This is a genomic window from Sorangium sp. So ce185 (genome assembly GCF_051526825.1).
Lineage (GTDB): Bacteria > Myxococcota_A > Polyangia > Polyangiales > Polyangiaceae > Sorangium > Sorangium cellulosum_D.
Genome location: NZ_CP150316.1, coordinates 12,512,399 through 12,527,777, shown reverse-complemented (window position 1 = coordinate 12,527,777; position 15,379 = coordinate 12,512,399). Strand labels below are relative to the sequence as shown.

11 protein-coding genes are annotated in these 15,379 nt (G+C 74.8%); 3 read left to right on the top strand and 8 right to left on the bottom strand.

The genetic code is table 11. The annotated features are described in order from the left end of the window. Positions 1-21 precede the first annotated feature (21 nt). Together WMF26_RS46260 and WMF26_RS46255 are read left to right on the top strand one after the other, a co-directional pair. On the top strand, positions 22-1,644 hold the full coding sequence (locus WMF26_RS46260) for a thiamine pyrophosphate-binding protein (RefSeq protein WP_437997910.1): 1,623 nt from the start codon (positions 22-24) through the stop codon (positions 1,642-1,644). A 3-nt stretch (positions 1,645-1,647) separates the two neighbouring features. Further along, the gene (locus tag WMF26_RS46255; protein WP_061623693.1) at positions 1,648-2,169 is read left to right on the top strand and encodes a M17 family peptidase N-terminal domain-containing protein; all 522 of its coding nucleotides are present in this window, start codon (positions 1,648-1,650) and stop codon (positions 2,167-2,169) included. Positions 2,170-2,190: 21 nt separating this feature from the next. Here the strand turns inward: WMF26_RS46255 and WMF26_RS46250 are convergent, their stop codons facing one another. From WMF26_RS46250 to WMF26_RS46220, 7 genes are all read right to left on the bottom strand, one after another. Then, positions 2,191-4,257 (bottom strand): ATP-binding protein, encoded by a 2,067-nt coding sequence (locus WMF26_RS46250; RefSeq protein ID WP_437334392.1) that lies wholly within the window; start codon positions 4,255-4,257, stop codon positions 2,191-2,193. A gap of 553 nt (positions 4,258-4,810) precedes the next feature. After that, the gene (locus WMF26_RS46245; protein WP_437334391.1) at positions 4,811-5,542 is read right to left on the bottom strand and encodes a hypothetical protein; all 732 of its coding nucleotides are present in this window, start codon (positions 5,540-5,542) and stop codon (positions 4,811-4,813) included. Beyond that, positions 5,539-6,591, bottom strand: coding sequence for a chromosome partitioning protein ParB (locus tag WMF26_RS46240; protein WP_437997909.1), 1,053 nt, complete (start codon positions 6,589-6,591; stop codon positions 5,539-5,541). Before WMF26_RS46240 ends, WMF26_RS46245 begins: the two co-directional genes overlap by 4 nt. A gap of 9 nt (positions 6,592-6,600) precedes the next feature. After that, entirely contained in the window at positions 6,601-8,964 is a 2,364-nt protein-coding gene (locus tag WMF26_RS46235; RefSeq protein WP_437997908.1) for an AAA family ATPase, read from the bottom strand. A gap of 92 nt (positions 8,965-9,056) precedes the next feature. After that, the gene (locus tag WMF26_RS46230) at positions 9,057-10,046 is read right to left on the bottom strand and encodes a universal stress protein (protein ID WP_437997907.1); all 990 of its coding nucleotides are present in this window, start codon (positions 10,044-10,046) and stop codon (positions 9,057-9,059) included. Continuing rightward, on the bottom strand, positions 10,040-13,102 hold the full coding sequence (locus tag WMF26_RS46225; RefSeq protein ID WP_437997906.1) for a glycoside hydrolase family 65 protein: 3,063 nt from the start codon (positions 13,100-13,102) through the stop codon (positions 10,040-10,042). The genes WMF26_RS46230 and WMF26_RS46225 overlap by 7 nt, the downstream gene beginning before the upstream one ends. 90 nt (positions 13,103-13,192) lie before the next feature. After that, positions 13,193-13,600 carry a response regulator gene (locus WMF26_RS46220; protein ID WP_437997905.1) on the bottom strand — a complete coding sequence of 136 codons (408 nt, stop codon included), beginning with the start codon at positions 13,598-13,600 and terminating at the stop codon, positions 13,193-13,195. A gap of 402 nt (positions 13,601-14,002) precedes the next feature. On the opposite strand from WMF26_RS46220, the gene WMF26_RS46215 reads away from it, so the two are divergent. After that, positions 14,003-14,665 carry a response regulator gene (locus WMF26_RS46215; protein ID WP_044970202.1) on the top strand — a complete coding sequence of 221 codons (663 nt, stop codon included), beginning with the start codon at positions 14,003-14,005 and terminating at the stop codon, positions 14,663-14,665. A gap of 33 nt (positions 14,666-14,698) precedes the next feature. On the opposite strand, the gene WMF26_RS46210 is transcribed toward WMF26_RS46215, so the two are convergent. Beyond that, positions 14,699-15,334, bottom strand: coding sequence for a pentapeptide repeat-containing protein (locus WMF26_RS46210; protein ID WP_437997904.1), 636 nt, complete (start codon positions 15,332-15,334; stop codon positions 14,699-14,701). Positions 15,335-15,379 lie beyond the last annotated feature (45 nt).

The window sequence follows — 15,379 nt, the reverse complement described above, 5'->3', positions numbered from 1 at the left end:
CACATGGTATATGCCGGCCCCATGGCGCAGGTGCACGGAGGCAAGCTCGTCTCGAAGGCGCTCGCGAGGCACGGGGTGACCCACCTCTTCACCCTGTGCGGCGGGCACATCCAGGCGATCTACGACGGGTGCCTGGACGACGGCATCCGGGTCGTCGACGTGCGGCACGAGCAGACGGCCGGCCACGCCGCCGACGGGTACGCGCGGGTCACCGGGAGGCCCGGGGTGTGCGCGGTCACCGCCGGGCCGGGCGTCACGGACGTGGTGACCGCCGTCGCCAACGCGCAGCGCGCGGGGATCCCGATGGTGGTCCTCGGCGGCGCCGGCCCGCGCGCCCTCGCCGACATGGGCTCGCTGCAGGACATGAACCACGTCGAGCTGATGCGCCCCATCTCCAAGTGGAGCGCCTCGGTCCCGTCGACCGACCGCATCCAGGAGTACGTGGACTCGGCCTTCCGCGTCGCCCAGGCGAACGTGCCAGGCCCGGTCTTCCTCGAGGTCCCGCTCGATCTGCTGATGGGCTTCGCGGGCGACGACGCGCCCGCCACCGCGCCGACGCCCCCGGCCCGGCCCGGCGGCGACCCGGCCGCCGTCGCGCGCGCCGCGGCCATGCTGCGGGAGGCGGAGCGGCCCATGTTCATCGTCGGCAGCCAGCTCCGCTGGTCGCCGCGGCGGGACGCGCTGCGCCGCTTCGCCGACGCCGTGAAGGCGCCCTTCTACCTGAACGGCATGGCCCGCGGCGCGCTGCCCCACGCGCACCCCGGGCTGATGGGCCGCTCGCGCCGCTTCGCCCTCGCGCAGACCGACCTCTGCGTGGTGCTCGGGACCCCGTTCGACTTCCGGCTCGAGTACGGCCGCGCCGTCGGACCGGCCGCGAAGGTCGTCCAGATCGATCTCGACGGCAGCGAGCTCGGCAAGAACCGCCGCGTCGACCTCGGGATCGACGGGGACAGCGGCGTCGTGCTGGAGCAGCTGCTCGCGGAGGTGCCCGACAAATCCGCCGAGGCGTGGCTCGCGGCCGTGCGCGAGGCCGAGGAGCGCGCGCGCGCGAAGATCCTCGCCGAGATCGCGAGCGACAGCGACCCGCCGAACCCGCTGCGCGTCTGCGCCGAGATCGGCAAGCGGCTCGGCAAGGACGACATCGTGATCGGCGACGGCGGGGACTTCGTGGCCACGGCCGCGAACGTGCTGAAACTCGAGTGGCCGCAGCTCTGGATGGACCCGGGCCCCCTCGGCACCCTCGGCGTCGGGCCAGGCTACGCGATGGCCGCCAAGCTCGCGCGGCCCGAGGCCAACGTCGTGCTCGTGTACGGCGACGGCTCGTTCGGGTTCCACGCGCTCGAGTTCGAGGCGATGGCGCGCCAGGGCATCCCCGTCGTGAGCGTGATCGGCAACGACGCGGCCTGGACGCAGATCCGGCGCGGGCAGGTCGAGCTCTACGGCGAGGGCCGCGCGCCCGCGACGTCGCTCGACCTCACCCGGTACGACCGCGTGGTGGAGGCGCTCGGGGGCTTCGGGGCCTTCGTGGAGCGCGTGGAGGAGCTCGGGCCCGCGCTGGACGAGGCGTTCCGGTGCGGCAAGCCCGCCTGCGTCAACGTGAAGATCGCGAAGAGCGACTTCCGCAAGGGCGCCATCAGCGTCTGACCCGTGGAGCTCCGGTTCGTCCCCCCCGACCTGCAGAGCCTCGACGAGCTCGACTCGGAGGTGCTCGCGTGCGCCCCGTTCAGCGACGCGCTGCCCGCCCACGGCGTGGCCGGCCTCTGCGACTGGCGCCTCGGCGGCCGGATCTCGGAGCTCCGGCGGCAGGGCCAGATCACCTGCGAGCTCGGCGAGGTCGTGATGATCCCGTGCAAGCCGCGCATGGCCTTCGACAAGCTCGTCCTGTTCGGCGCCGGCCGGCGCGACGCGTTCGACGAGGCGATCTTCCGCGAGGTCGTGCGCCGGATGCTCGCGACGATGGGCGGGCTCTGCACGCGCGTCGCCGTGGTGGAGCTGCCGGGGCGACACGACGGGCTCATCCCCGCCGAGCAGGCGGCCGACGCGCTCCTCGACTGCGCGGGCAGGGAGCGCGGCGACAACGTGTGGACGCTGGTGGAGCGCGCCGAGGGCCGGCAGCAGATCACCCAGCACATGATCGAGCAGCGCCGCCGGGTGCGCCGGGCGCTGTGACGCGCGCGGCGCGGGCGCGCGTCAGGCGGGCACCTTCGGCAGGTCGACGGTGAACGTCGCCCCCTCGCCCGGGCGGCTCTCGACCTCGATCGTCGCGCCGAGGGCGTCGGCGATCTGCCGCACGATCCACAGCCCCATGCCGAAGCCGCTGTAGTTCTCGCTGGAGACGGCGCGCTCGAAGCGCTCGAAGATGCGGGCCTGCTGGTCCGGCGCGATGCCGATGCCGCGATCCCGCACCACCAGGCGGGCGCGGTCGCCGAGGTCCGAGACCGCGACGTCGATGCGCTTGCCGGCGCCGTACTTGATCGCGTTCGAGAGGAGGTTCGTGACGATCTGATCGAGGCGCAGGCGATCCCACCGGCCGACGACCGAGGCCGGGGCCGACAGATCGACCGGACAGCCCGCGGCGGCGAGCTCCTCGCGGAACCGATCCAGCACGTCGTTCACGGTGGCCGCGAGATCGACGTCCTCGAGCTCGAGCTGCAGGCGGCCCGCGGAGATGCGCGAGATGTCGAGCAGGTTCGTGATGAGCCGGGCGAGCCGCTCGACCTGGCGCTTGATCATCTCCAGCCGCGGCGTCGCGCGCTCGGCGGTGAGGTCGCCGCGCTTGCCGGCGCGCAGGAGGCCGTCGACCTGCAGCTGCATGGGCGTGAGCGGGGTGCGGAGCTCGTGGGAGGCGATCGTGAGGAAATCGTCGCGCGCGCGCACGGCGAGCCGCGCCTCGCGGTAGAGCCGGGCGTTGTCGACGGCCAGGGCCGCGCGCCGCGCGAGATCCTGCGCGAGGTCGAGATCGACGGCGTCGTAGCGCCGGTGCGTCGAGGCGAACGAGAGCGTGCCCAGCGTCCGACCGCGCGCGGTCAGCGGGACGGTGAGGTGCGAGGCGAGCGAGAGCGAGCGCAGCGCCTCGTAGTGCGCCTGATCGAAGGAGATCGCCCGGACGAACGAGTCGGTCACCCGGGGGATGAGCTCCGGCTGCGCCGTGCGCAGGACCCTGCCGATGCCGCGCGCGCAGGAGTCGGCCGTGAGCCTGCCGAGCAGCTCGGCCGCCGCCGCCATCGAGGGGTCGGCGTGGGCGGTGACCTGCCGCTCGGTCGCGCCGGACTCGTCCTGCAGGAGGAGCACGCAGATCTGCGCGAAATCCGGGAGGGCGACGCGGACCACGCGCCGCAGCGTCTCCTCGAAGTCGAGCGACTCGCCGAGGATCTGCCCGGCCGAGACGAGGATGCGCTGCGCCTCGTGGACCCGGCGGCGCTCGGTCACGTCGCGGGTGACCTTCGCGAAGCCGCGCAGGCGCCCGGCCTCGTCGAAGAGCACGTTGATCACCTCGTTCGCCCAGTAGCGCGTGCCGTCCTTGCGGACGCGGTAGCCCTCCTGGACCGAGCGCCCGGCCTCCACCGTGCACTCGAGCTCCGCGGCGGGCCTGCCGAGCTCGACGTCCTCCGGCGGGAAGAGGACCGAGCAGTGCCGGCCGATGATCTCGTCGGCGCGGTAGCCGTTGATCCGCTCGGCGCCCGGGTTCCAGCTGGCGATGCGGCCCGCGGGGTCGAGCATGAAGATGGCGTAGTCCTGGACGCCCTCGACGATGAGACGGAACCGCTCCTCGCTCTGCTTGAGGCGCTTGTCGGCGCGCGCCTCGGCCGCCTCCATCTCGCGGCGCAGGAGGAGCTCGCGCATCCTGCGGTTCTCGTCCTCGTAGTGCTTGCGGCGCAGCTGGGCGCGCAGGCGGGCCTTGAGCACGGTGAGCTCGCCCGATTTCGTGACGAAGTCGTCGGCGCCGGCCGAGAGGGCGTCGAGGATCGCCTTGTGGTCGTCCCGGCCGGTGAGCATGAGCAGGGGGATCGGCCGCCACGCGGCGTTCGCCTTGATGCGGAGGCAGGTGGCAGGACCCGACAGCCCCGGCATCACCATGTCGAGCAGGATGCCGTCGACGCGCGCCGCCGCGAGCCGCGCGAGCGCCTCCTCCCCGGAGTGGGCCAGCACGGCGACGTAGCCCTCGTCGCGCATCGCCGCCGCGACCTGGTGCAGGTACGTGGGGCTGTCGTCCACGATGAGGATGCGATGAGGCGGCGTGTCCGTTGGGCGGTTCATGGGAGCCTCCCAGGCAGGCTCCCGTCGACGAGGGCAGCCGCCCCGGCCGGGCGCGTGGTCGTGGCAGAACCGGTGCTGCACCCGCAGACGCCCCCCCGCGGCGCCCCCACCCTCATTGGCCACCCGTGCAGGTTGGCATGCATTCTCCCCCGCCGACGCGAGAAGCCTACCTGGCCCGATGCACTTTGCGTACAGCATCCTTTTTCTACCAGATGCCAATCGCCCGCAACGTTGCGCCCCCCACCGTCCTGCGGAATCCCCGCCACGAGCCCACCAGGTCGCTCGATCGAGCCGGATCTCCAGAAAAAGCGTACGGGAGCTCCTGCGCGACAAATCAGGTAAATGAGGATTGACAATCGGCGGATCTGCCGAATTGATGGCGAGTCCACCGACTCGATATCTGCCGGAGAATCGAGGCGTCGCGGCGCCGCGCGGTCCGACGAGGGCGTGAGTGGCCAGGGCTGCGCGGCGCTCACCGCCTCGTCGGGAGCCCCAGAGGGAGAGCGACGCGCCGGCCGCGCGCGGCGGACGAGGGCGGGAGATCGCGAGTCCGTCACCCCGCGTCGATGAGCTCGATCATGGTCGCCCGGGCGGGCCCGCCCGCGGGGATCCAGCGGCAGAGCTCGTCGACGCCGGCGTCGTCGACCACCCGGCGGAGCTCGGCGCGCGCGGCGGCGAGCTCGCCCCGGGCGGCGAGCGCGTGCGCCCGGGTGATGCGGTAGCGCTGGCGCACCTCGGACGGCTCGTCCCGCTCCCCGTCCGAGCGGCCGACCAGCGAGAGCGCCCCCTCGGCGTCGCCCGTGCGCACGAGCACCGCGGCGCGCGCGCCCCGCACGAGCGGGCGCACCGACGCGGGCGCGCGCTCCTCGCAGAGGTCCGGGAGGAGCCGCCTGGCCGCCTCGACGTCGCCCGCGCAGAGCTGCCACTGGGCGAGGTTGCTCATCAGGAGCAAGCGCACCCCGGGCGGCGTCCAGTCGAGCGGGACGTCGCGCAGCGACGCGGCCGCCGCCCGGTAGCTGCCATGAAAGGCGAGCGACTGGCCGACGACGTGCGCGGCGTACGCGTAGATGGCCCGGGGATCGCCGCGGTGGGACGGCGGCGACGCGGCGGGAGCCTCCCCGGCGCGCGCGGCCGGACGAGCGGCCCAGCGGCGCCGACCGGCGGGCGCGGGGGCCTCGGCGCGGCGGGCCGGCCGCGCGGCGCGCTTCGCCCGGACGAGGCCGCCGAGGAGGAGCAGCAGCGCGGCGACGGCGGCGATCGCGCACGCGGCGCCGGCCGGGATCATCCGGCGGGCTCCTCGGGCGGGCCGGCGGCGCGCGCGACCTGGTCGGGGCGGACCGCGGCGGGATCGAAGCGCTGCGCCGACGCCAGCATCTTGGTGAGCGTGGGCTCGAACGGCGCGTCCGGGGACCTCTGGAAGCGGAGCGGGTTGATGCGGGCCACGACGAACGCCTTGAGGTACGGGCTCTCGAAGCCGCGCGCCCTGAGCGCGTCGACGGCCTGGGCGACCGCGTCGTCGACCGCGAGGAGGAGCTCGGCGCGCGCCCTGCGGGTCTCGATCGCCTCCGGGAGCGGCTCGTCGAGGAAGCGGTCGATGTGCCGGAGGACCGACTGGTAGGCGCCGCCCGAGAAGCGGGGGCGCTGCTCGTAGCAGAGGCCGAGGGTGAGCAGGCTCGGCTCCTCGAACTCGAGGCGGAACTCCTGCTCCGGCCGCGGATCGAGATCGGCGAGGGAGCGCGCCATCCGCGTCACCTCGAGCGCCTTCTCGCGGATGTTGTGCGCCTTCTCGGTGTTGAGCGCGAGGATGCGGTACGCGATCCGCTCGTCGGGCAGCACGAGCGCGACCGCGCTCTTCGCGCCGAGGCGCGTGAGCGCGGCGCGGCGGTGGTTGCCGTTCGGGGTCCAGTACCTCCCCTCGCCGGGCGCGGACGGCCCGGCCCGGCCCGGCCCCGACGAGAGCGGGGTCCGCACGGCGATGATGGGATCGAGGAAGCAGTCGAGCTTGTCGATGACCTCGCCGAGGCGCGCGACGTGCGCCTCCGAGAGGTCGCGCTGGAACGGCGTCGGCTCCACCCGGTCGAGCGGCAGGCCGGCGAGGACCGCCCACGCGCCGCCGACGGGCTCGCGGTAGACGGCGAGCACGCTGCCGCCGTCGCTCCGGATCGCCTCGGCGAGCGCGGCGACGTCCGGCGGGGGCGCGCCCGCGGCGAGCTCGGCGGCGTCGAGGCCGCGCGTGCCCGCGGCCGGCGCCGCCTTCTTCCGCCGCGCCCGGGGGGCGGGCGCGGCCTTGGGCTCCTTCGGCGCCCGCGGCTTGGCTGTGCGCTTCGCGGCCATCGGTCCTCCTCAGCGACCCCGGAGCATGCCCCGGGGATCCGCGCTCGGCCCCCCTCTCGTCGTGTCGGCGATCGCCTGGTGGAAGCGCTCGAGCCGCTGGTCCGCCGCGTGGAACACGGTCCCCTCCGGGTACCTCCCGTCCGCGTCGGCGACGCCGGCCGGGACGCCGGTGATGATCTCGATGCCCTCCTCGACCGAGCTCACCTCGTACACGTGGAAGCGGCCGGCCTCGATCGCGGTGATGACGTCGCCCCGCAGCATGAGCGCGTCGCGGTTGGCGCTCGGGATGAGCACGCCCTGCTCGCCCGTCAGGCCCTTGGCGGCGCACAGATCGAAGAAGGCCTCGATCTTCTCGTTGATGCCGCCGACGGGCTGGATGCTCCCCTGCTGATCGATGCTGCCGGTCGCGGCGAGCTCCTGCCGGATGGGGACGCCCGAGAGCGCCGACAGGAGCGCGTAGAGCTCGCTCGACGAGGCGCTGTCGCCCTCGATGGGCTCGTAGGTCTGCTCGAAGACGAGCGAGGCGCCGAACGAGAGCGGGCGGTGCTGGGCGAACCGCGCGGCGAGGTAGCCCGTGAGGACGAGCACGCCCTTGCTGTGGAGCGGGCCGGACATCTCGACCTCGCGCGCGATGTTCACCGGGCCCTCGCGGCCCGGGTAGACGACCGCCGTCACGCGGCAGGGGCGGCCGAACGTCTGCGGGCCGTCGGACAGGACCGAGATCGCGTTGACCTGCCCGACGCGCCGGCCGGTGACGTCGATGCGGATCGTCCCGTCGGAGAGCATCTCGTGCACGTGGTCGCGGAAGTGGCTGCCGCGGCGGCGGGCCGCCTCGAGCGCCTCGTTGACCTCGGGGCCGTCGACGACCTTGCGGCCGCGGCGCTGGGCCCGGTAGCCGGCCTCGGTCGCGACCTCGGCGATGAGCCCGAGCTGCGCGCTCACCTTGGTCTGGCTCTCCGCGAGGCGGCCGCCGTGGAAGAGGAGCGCGGTCACGCCGTCGGCCGTGATCGGCGGCAGGCCGCGATCGTGCGCGAAGCCGGCGAGGAACGCGGGGTAGGTGAGCAGCGCCTGGTCGAGCGAGATCGTCGTCTCGAAGCGCGCCTGCACCTTGAAGAGCTGCGAGAACTCCGGATCGGCGTCGTGCAGGTCCTGGTAGAGCTGCGGGTTCGTGACGAGGACGACCTTCACGTCGATCGAGATGGGCGGGAAGAGCAGCTCCTCCGCGGTGCCGCGGAAGTACGACGGGTTGTGCTCGGGCACGATGAACTTGCCGGCGAGGAGGCAGGCCTTGAGCTGCTCGTAGAGCGCCTCGTTCTTGAGGAGCGCGCCCGCGGGCAGGATGAGGAAGCCGCCGGCCGCCTCGTGGAGGGCGCCCGCGACGGCGAAGCCCGGCTCGGGCGGGAAGCCGGAGTCGGGCGGCGCGTGGGTGCGGCCGAAGAGGGCGCTCAGCGTGGGGTAGGGGACCTCCACGACGGGGGCGCCGGAGTCGGGCGTGTGCTCGGTGAGCAGCGTCGGGACGACCACGCCGCGCGGCAGGGTGGCGCCGCCCTCCTCGCCGCGCGCCTCGTCGACGAGCAGGCGGAACTCCTTCGAGACGACGGTCTCGACGTCCGCGAGGAAGGCGCTGATGTCGTCGCGCCCCTCGAAGCGCGCGCGCACCGGCTGGAAGCAGCCCTTCACGCCGTCGCTGAGCAGCTGCTTCACGACGCTGCGCAGCTCGGCGTCGGCCTCGTCCTGCACCGTGGCGAGCCGCATCTCGAACTCCTCGATGGAGCCGGCGATGGCGTGCAGGGCCTCGCCGTCGGGCGCGTTCGAGGCGTCGTCGAGCGAGGTGATCTGCACCTCGTCGTCGCCGCGGACGAGGTCGAGGCCGAGCTCGCGCGCCGCGGATTTGAGCTGCTCCTCGAGCCGCCGCTCCTCGGCGTTGACCCGGCGCTGGATCTTGCCGCGCGCCTGCTTGAAGCGCTCGCCCTCGGTCGCGCCGCGCAGGGCGTCGACGAGCTTCTCGTGGAGCTCCTCCATCGCCGCGACGAACGGGCGGCCCTCGCCCGGGGGGAGCGACAGGACCGTGGGCTCGCTCGGGCGGTGGGGGTTCGGCAAGAGGAGGATGTCGTCGGGCGTGGGGCGGCTCGCGGCGATGCGCTTCGCGACGGCGCGCGCGCAGAACGTGCGGCCGGTGCCGGGCGCGCCGACGACGACGACGTGGAAGCGGGGCTGGCGGATCTCGAGGCCGAAGGAGAGCGCGGCGAGGGCGCGCTCCTGCGAGCCGATGCCCGCGGACAGCGGCGCGACGTCATCCGTCGTGGAGAAGCGGAAGGTCTGGGGGTCGACGATCTTGCGGCACTCGCTGGCGGGCAGCTTGCGGGCGACCATGGCGGCGCACCATAGCGCCTTTCGACGCCCGCTGGCGTGGAGCCCGCCCGTCGGGGCGCGGCCGCGCCGGAGAACACGCTGAAGAGCGCGCGCTACCGCCGCAGGACCATCACCGGGCAGGGGGCGCCGCAGAGCACGTCACGGAAGACGCCGCCGTGGTGATCCTCGAGCTGCCCGTGCCAGACCAGGACCACGAGGTCGCTCGTCAGCTGCCCGGCGAGCCGCAGGATCTCCGCCGCCGGCTCGCCCTTGCCGAGGAAGAACCGCGTGGCGACGTCGTGGGGGCAGTGGCCGATCGCGCTCAGGAACCGGGCCAGGAACTCCTCGGTGAACGCGGGCCACTCGTGCTGGGGCTGATCGACGTACAGGGGCGCCACCATCGCGCCCGGCTCGGAGGGCAGCGGCGTCGAGACGGGCGGCGCGTCGTCGGCCTCCCGCGGCGAGGCGCCGCCGACCATCACGATGTCGAGCTCGGCGCCGATCCTGCGGGCGAGCTCTCCGGCGGGGGTGATGGCGGCGGCCGTGCTGGGGGTCCCGTCGAGCGGCAAGAGGATGCGCTCGATCCGCGACGCCGTCGGCGCCGCCGGGCCGATGACGACGACCCCGCAGGCGGCGGCCTCCAGCGCGCGCGCGGCGAGCCGGCCGACGCCGAGGCGCTCGTCCACGACCTCCTCCGGCTCGGAGGCCACCACCACGAGGGAGGCGCCGCGGCCCCTCGCCGCCGCCGCGAGCGCGCCCGGCGGATCCTCGCTCGCCGCGACGTGCAGCACCACGCCCTGCAGCGCCTCCGGGGCGACCCCGAGGTGGGCGGGCACCTCGCTCGCCTCGAGCGGCTCGGCGCAGACGAGGAGCCCGTGCAGCGGCGCGTGGAGCGCGCCGGCGATGAGCCGCCCGAGCCCGAGGGCGCCCTGGTGGGCGCGGCGGCCGTGGAGCGCGACGAGCACGCTCCTGCTCCGCGCGCCGCTCTCCGGCGACGGCTCGTCGCCCCCCTCGCGCGCGCCGAGGGGCGGATCGGCCGCGGAAGCCGGCCCGGACAGCGCCCCACGTTCCCCGAGAGATCCATCGCGCACGGCGCTCAGCATGTCGTGACCTCCTCCCATGTCTGGAACCGGCCGCCGACCCGACGCGCCGCGTAGCGCCGGCCCGGCTCGGCCACGACGGCGCAGGCGACCGCGCCCGCGTCGAGCGCGGCGATCGGCAGCGGCGCGCTCCCCTCGAGCGCGACCTCCACCGCGCCGTCCTCCACGTGGATCTCGAGCGCGCGGCCTCGCCACGAGATCGGGATCTTGAGGTGACGCCAGCCCGGCAGGAGGTGCGGCTCGACGCCGATCGCCTCGTCCTCGTCCGGCCACGGCGGCGCGGGGGGGAGCCGCGCCGCGAGCGCGCTCCGCGGGACGCGCGTGAGGCCGGCGGCGCCGAACGCGACCGCCTGCCAGAGGCTGCCCATCGCGGCGACGTGCACGCCCCCCGCGGCGTTGCCCATCGTGTTGCCGAGGTCGATGTCGGCGGTCTGGTCGAAGTAGCGCGCGGCGTGCGCGTGGAGGTCGAGCCGGGCGGCGACGAGCGCGTGGGCGCCCGGGCTCAGCGAGCTCCCGTGGGCGGTGCGCGGCTCGTAGTAGAGGAAGCTCTCGCGCCGCGCGCTCGCGGGCACCGCGCCCCAGAGCAGCGCGACGAGCTGCACGACGTCCGCCTGCTTCACGACCTGGCAGGCCTGCGTCCGCGCGCGACCGAGCAGCACGTCGATCGGCGCGCTGCGCACGGCGTAGTCGGCGATCGCGAACGGCTCGAGGCGGAAGTAGCCGGCGAACTGCTCGATGAGGCCCGTGCGCGGGTCGAGCCCGAGGGCCATGCGATCCGCCACGTCGCACCAGCGCTCGACCTCCTCGGGCCGGAGGTCGAGCGCCGCGAGCACGTCGCCGCGCGCCACGCCGCGCCGGACGACCGCGGCGGCGGCGCGGAGGTTGTACCGCGCCATCCAGTTCGTGAACGCGTTGTCATCGACGGCCTCGTGGTACTCGTCCGGCCCGATGACCCGGCGGATGTGGGCGAGCCCGTCCGGCCCGGTCTCGGCGCGGCTCGCCCAGAAGCGCGCCGTCTCGACGAGGATCTCGGCCCCCTCGCCGCGCTCGAACTCGAGATCGCCGGTGGCGCGGCCGTACGCGTGCGCCGCGTACGCGACGTCGGCGCTGATGTGGTGCTCCTGCTCGCCGGAGAGCACCCGGACCACCTCGCCGAACGGCGTGACGAGGAGCGGCGGCGTCGTCTCGTCGCCCGTGTCCGCCGACTCCCACGCGTAGAGGGCGCCCTCGTAGCCGAGCGACCTCGCCTTGCGGCGCGCGCCCGCGAGGGTGCGGTGCCGGTACAGGAGCAGCGCGCGCGCGGCCTCGGGGTAGCAGTGCGTGTAGAAGGGGACGAGGAACGTCTCGGTGTCCCAGAAGACGTGGCCGCGGTACGCCTCGCCGCTGAGCCCGCGCGCGCCGATGGAGCAGCGCGGGTCGTCCGGGTTGGCGGCGCCGATGAGGTGGTAGAGGGCGAACCGGAGCGCCCGCTCGATCTTGGGGGCGCCGTCGATCTCGACGTCGGCGCGGCGCCATCGCTCCGCCCACGCGCGCGCGTGCTCGCCGAGCACGTCGCCCGCGGCGCGGCGCGAGAGCTCCGCCTGGAGCGCCTCGCCCGCCTCGCGCGGCGCGGGGGTGTCGCGCGACGTGTGCAGCGTCGTCGTCCGGAAGAGGCGGAGCCGCTCGGCGACGCGGACGCCGATGTCGCAGCGCTCGGCGATGGATCGCGCGCCCTCGGTGCGCTCGCAGCGCGCGCCGTCGGGGGCCTCGGGCGGCGAGCCCTCGGCGGCCTCGCCCGGGAGCGCGCGCAGGTGCGAGGTCATCGCGGTCTCGAGCCCGCCGTGCGTGTGGCCGACGAGGAGCAGGCTCTCGGCGCGCGCGTCCGCCGAGAAGCGCGCCCAGTGCGCCGCGCCGCTCGCGCTCTTCACGTCGCCGCTCAGGATCGCGTCGACGCGGATCGTCCCGGTGAAGTTGATGGGGGCGACGCTGAGCGCCTCGACGAGGACGTGGCGGTCCGCGAGCGAAGCCGCGTGGAGCGTGTGGACGTGCGCGAGGTGCCCGGCCTCGCCGCGCCGCAGGCACTCGCGCAGCAGCACGCCGCGCCGCAGGTCGAGGGCGCGGAGGTGGTGCAGCACGCCGCTCGTCTCCGCCGAGAACGGCTCGCCCTCGATGGCGACGCTCAGCCGGCCCCAGTCGGGGGCGATCACGAGCTCCGGGACGCGGCTCACGTCGGCCGAGGGCTCGAACGCGCCCGCGATGAACGTCGCCGGCCGCGACACGCTCGACCCCTCCGGGAGCGACGCGCGCGAGCCGAGATAGCCGTTGGCGATCGCGAGCAGCGACTCGATCTCGTGCTCGCGCGCCACGTCGAACCCCGGCTCCTCGACGATCCACGCGGCGTCGCGCGGCGCCGCGAGCGCGCCGAGCTCCCGGTCGAGGTCCCGCTGGAGCGCGACGATCTCGCCGAGCCGCCGCGCGCCCGCCGCCGCGTGGGTCGCGCCCGCGAGCTCGGGCGCGCCCGCGAGCCCGCGCGCGCCTGCGAGCCCGCGCGCGCCCGCCGCCGGCGCGCCGCCGCCGGGCTCCGGCGAGATGGCGAGCCAGTCGCGCGGCGCGATGCGGAGCGGCGCGATCACCTGCGCGAGCAGCGCGGCCAGCGCGGAGCGCCCGTCCGGCGGCGCCGCGGCGGCGAGCGGGACGGCGGCGCCGCGGCGATCGAAGCCGTAGAGCTCCGCGCCCTCGAGCGCGCCGACGAAGAGCCGCCTCCGGTCCGCCGCGCTCTCCGCGCGCGCGCCGCGCTCGAGCCGCCGCGCGAGGTGGGGCACGCCCTCGCGGGCGAGGAGCGCCACGCGCACCCCCATCGCGAGCAACGCGTCGAGCGGCGCCGCGGCGCCGCCGTCCGCCTCCGGGCCGCCGTCCGCCTCCGGGACGACGCTCGCGTCGAGGACGACGAAGCGGAAGCGGTGGTGCAGCTCGGCCGGCAGCCGGATCGCGGCCGCCGGCGCGCCCGCGAGGCCGGGGCTGCTCGGCCCGCCCCGCGCGGCGACGGGCGGCCCGGCGGCGCTGTCTTGGAGAGACGACATCCTCGGCTCCTCCCCGGGGCCGGGGTACGCGAGGATCGTGCCGCCGCGCCTGTGCAGGCCGGGATCAGGGCGGGGCGCGGCGGCGGTGGGCTAGCGCTGCACGTCGGCGGTCAGCCGATCGAGCACGCCGAGGAGCCGGTCGACGTCGAACGGCTTCGCGAGCACGCCGGCCACGGCGCCGCGGATGCTGGGCTCGCTCACGCCGGAGAGCAGGAGGACGGGCACCTCGACGCCCGCCGCGGCGAGCGCGGCGAGGAACTCCTCGCCCGTCATCTCGGGCATCACGTAGTCGAGCAGCACCGCCCGCGGCCGCGCGCCGCGGGCGAGGCGATCGAGCGCCTCCAGCGGCCGCGTGAACCCCTGGACGCCGTAGCCCTCGTCGGCGAGCAGCTCCATCAGCGAGTCGACGAGCGCCGGGTCGTCGTCGATGACGAAGATCTCCGCGCGCGGGGGCGGCGAGGCGCCGGCCAGGCACGGAGAAGGGCCCGGCGAGCTCATCCAGTTTCTCTCGATCGCTGGCCTTTTCGGCGCATGAGGCGCGCAAAGGATACCAGACGGCCGCCGCGACCGCATGGGGCAGGTCGCGCGGGCATGGCGCGGGGCGTGGCGCATGGCGCGGGGCGTGGCGCATGGCGCGGGGCGTGGCGCATGGCGCGGGGCGTGGCGCATGGCGCGCGGCGTAACGCTTCCCACGGCGCAGATCTCCGCTGAGCTCCGAAACTCGCTCAGGACGGAGTTTTCCTCATCAATTGGGCTTGCCGCCGCGCCGCTGCTTGCAGATCGTTGAGCACCTGATACCCCTGTAAGGTTCCTCCCAGGACGACCCGAGCAGCTTGACTTGAACTGCTCGCGGGTATCGAATTGTGGTCCGAAGGACACTCCAATCCCCCTGTGGTCATCATGGCGGAAACCCCTGCTAGCAAGCTGCACATCTATCTGATCGACGATCACCCCGTCGTCCGCGAAGGCTTCGCTCGAGCGCTCTCGGACGAGCCCGACATGGTCGTCGTGGGCCAGGCCGGGACGGCAGCCGACGCCTTGCGCGAGACGGCGAGCTGCAAGCCTGACGTGGTGCTCGTCGATCTCAACATCCCCGACCGGGACGGCATCGAGCTCCTCGGGGCGCTGCGGGCGCAGCTGCCGCAGGCGAAGCTGCTCGTGCTGAGCGGCTACGACGACGAGTTCCGCGTCGCCGAGGCGCTCCGCGCGGGGGCGCAGGGCTACCTCGTGAAGACCTCGAAGCTCGAGGAGGTCATCGAGGGCATCCGCCGGATCGCGACCGGCGGCGCGCCGCTGTCCTCGAGCATCGCGGGCGCCGTCGTACGCGCGATGCGCAAGCCGGCGAGCGAGGGCTCCGGCGGCCTCGACGCGCTGACCCCGCGCGAGCGCCAGGTGCTGCGGCTGCTCGCGGCCGGCGTGTCGACGCGCGAGACGGCCGCGCGGCTCACGATCAGCCCGAAGACGGTGGAGACCCACCGCGTGCGCATCTACGCGAAGCTCGGATGTAAGAGCGCGGTCGAGCTGACCCGCATCGCGGTCCGCACCGGGCTGATCGAGGCGTAGGCCACCCGCGATCGCGCGAGTCGCCCCGCCCGCTCACCGCCCGGGAGCGGGGCGCTTCGCCTTCCTCTTCCCCGGCGCTGCTTCCTTCGTGGCCTCCTCCGGCGTGGGGCTCGCGCTCGCTCGGCGCTTCGCGTCCTCGAGCAGGCGGTCGATCCGCACGCCGTCGATGGTGAGCCCGTCGATCTTGCAGCCGGTGATCTCGACCTCGCGGAGGTCCGACGCCTCGAGGCGAGCGCCGCGCAGGGTCACGTCGGACCAGCGCGTCCCCGCCGCGTCGGCGTTGTCGATCCGCGCGCCTGCCAGCGACACGTCGTCGAGCGAGGCGGCGGCGAGCGCGACGTTGTGGAGGCGCGCGCCGCGCAGGTCCACATCGTCGAGCTCGGCCTCGGCGAGCGCGACGTTGTGGAGGCGGGCGCCGCGCAGGTCGATGTCGTCGAGGTCGACCTCCGTGAGCGCGACGTTGTGGAAGCGCGCGCCGCGCAGGTCCACATCGTCGAGCTCGGCCTCGGCGAGCGCGACGTTGTGGAAGCGCGCGCCGCGCAGGTCGGCGTCGTCGAAGTCGGCCCCGGCGAGCGTCGCGCCGTGAAAGCGCGCGGGCCTCGGCGGCGCCGCGGCGTCGCGCTCCGCGGCGTCCGCATTCGACGGCGCGATGGGGGGCTTCTTGGCCATGGGTCCATGCTAGCGCTAGGCGCAGGCGGCGCGCTCGCGCCGCCC

Excerpts from the sequence above, each read along its gene's own strand:
- WMF26_RS46220 (WP_437997905.1), bottom strand. The coding sequence starts at position 13,600 with ATGAGCTCGCCGGGCCCTTCTCCGTGCCTGGCCGGCGCCTCGCCGCCC.
- WMF26_RS46225 (WP_437997906.1), bottom strand. The coding sequence starts at position 13,102 with ATGTCGTCTCTCCAAGACAGCGCCGCCGGGCCGCCCGTCGCCGCGCGG.
- WMF26_RS46235 (WP_437997908.1), bottom strand. The coding sequence starts at position 8,964 with ATGGTCGCCCGCAAGCTGCCCGCCAGCGAGTGCCGCAAGATCGTCGAC.
- WMF26_RS46240 (WP_437997909.1), bottom strand. The coding sequence starts at position 6,591 with ATGGCCGCGAAGCGCACAGCCAAGCCGCGGGCGCCGAAGGAGCCCAAG.
- WMF26_RS46260 (WP_437997910.1), top strand. The coding sequence starts at position 22 with ATGGCGCAGGTGCACGGAGGCAAGCTCGTCTCGAAGGCGCTCGCGAGG.
- WMF26_RS46215 (WP_044970202.1), top strand. The coding sequence starts at position 14,003 with ATGGCGGAAACCCCTGCTAGCAAGCTGCACATCTATCTGATCGACGAT.
- WMF26_RS46230 (WP_437997907.1), bottom strand. The coding sequence starts at position 10,046 with ATGCTGAGCGCCGTGCGCGATGGATCTCTCGGGGAACGTGGGGCGCTG.
- WMF26_RS46245 (WP_437334391.1), bottom strand. The coding sequence starts at position 5,542 with ATGATCCCGGCCGGCGCCGCGTGCGCGATCGCCGCCGTCGCCGCGCTG.
- WMF26_RS46210 (WP_437997904.1), bottom strand. The coding sequence starts at position 15,334 with ATGGCCAAGAAGCCCCCCATCGCGCCGTCGAATGCGGACGCCGCGGAG.
- WMF26_RS46250 (WP_437334392.1), bottom strand. The coding sequence starts at position 4,257 with ATGAACCGCCCAACGGACACGCCGCCTCATCGCATCCTCATCGTGGAC.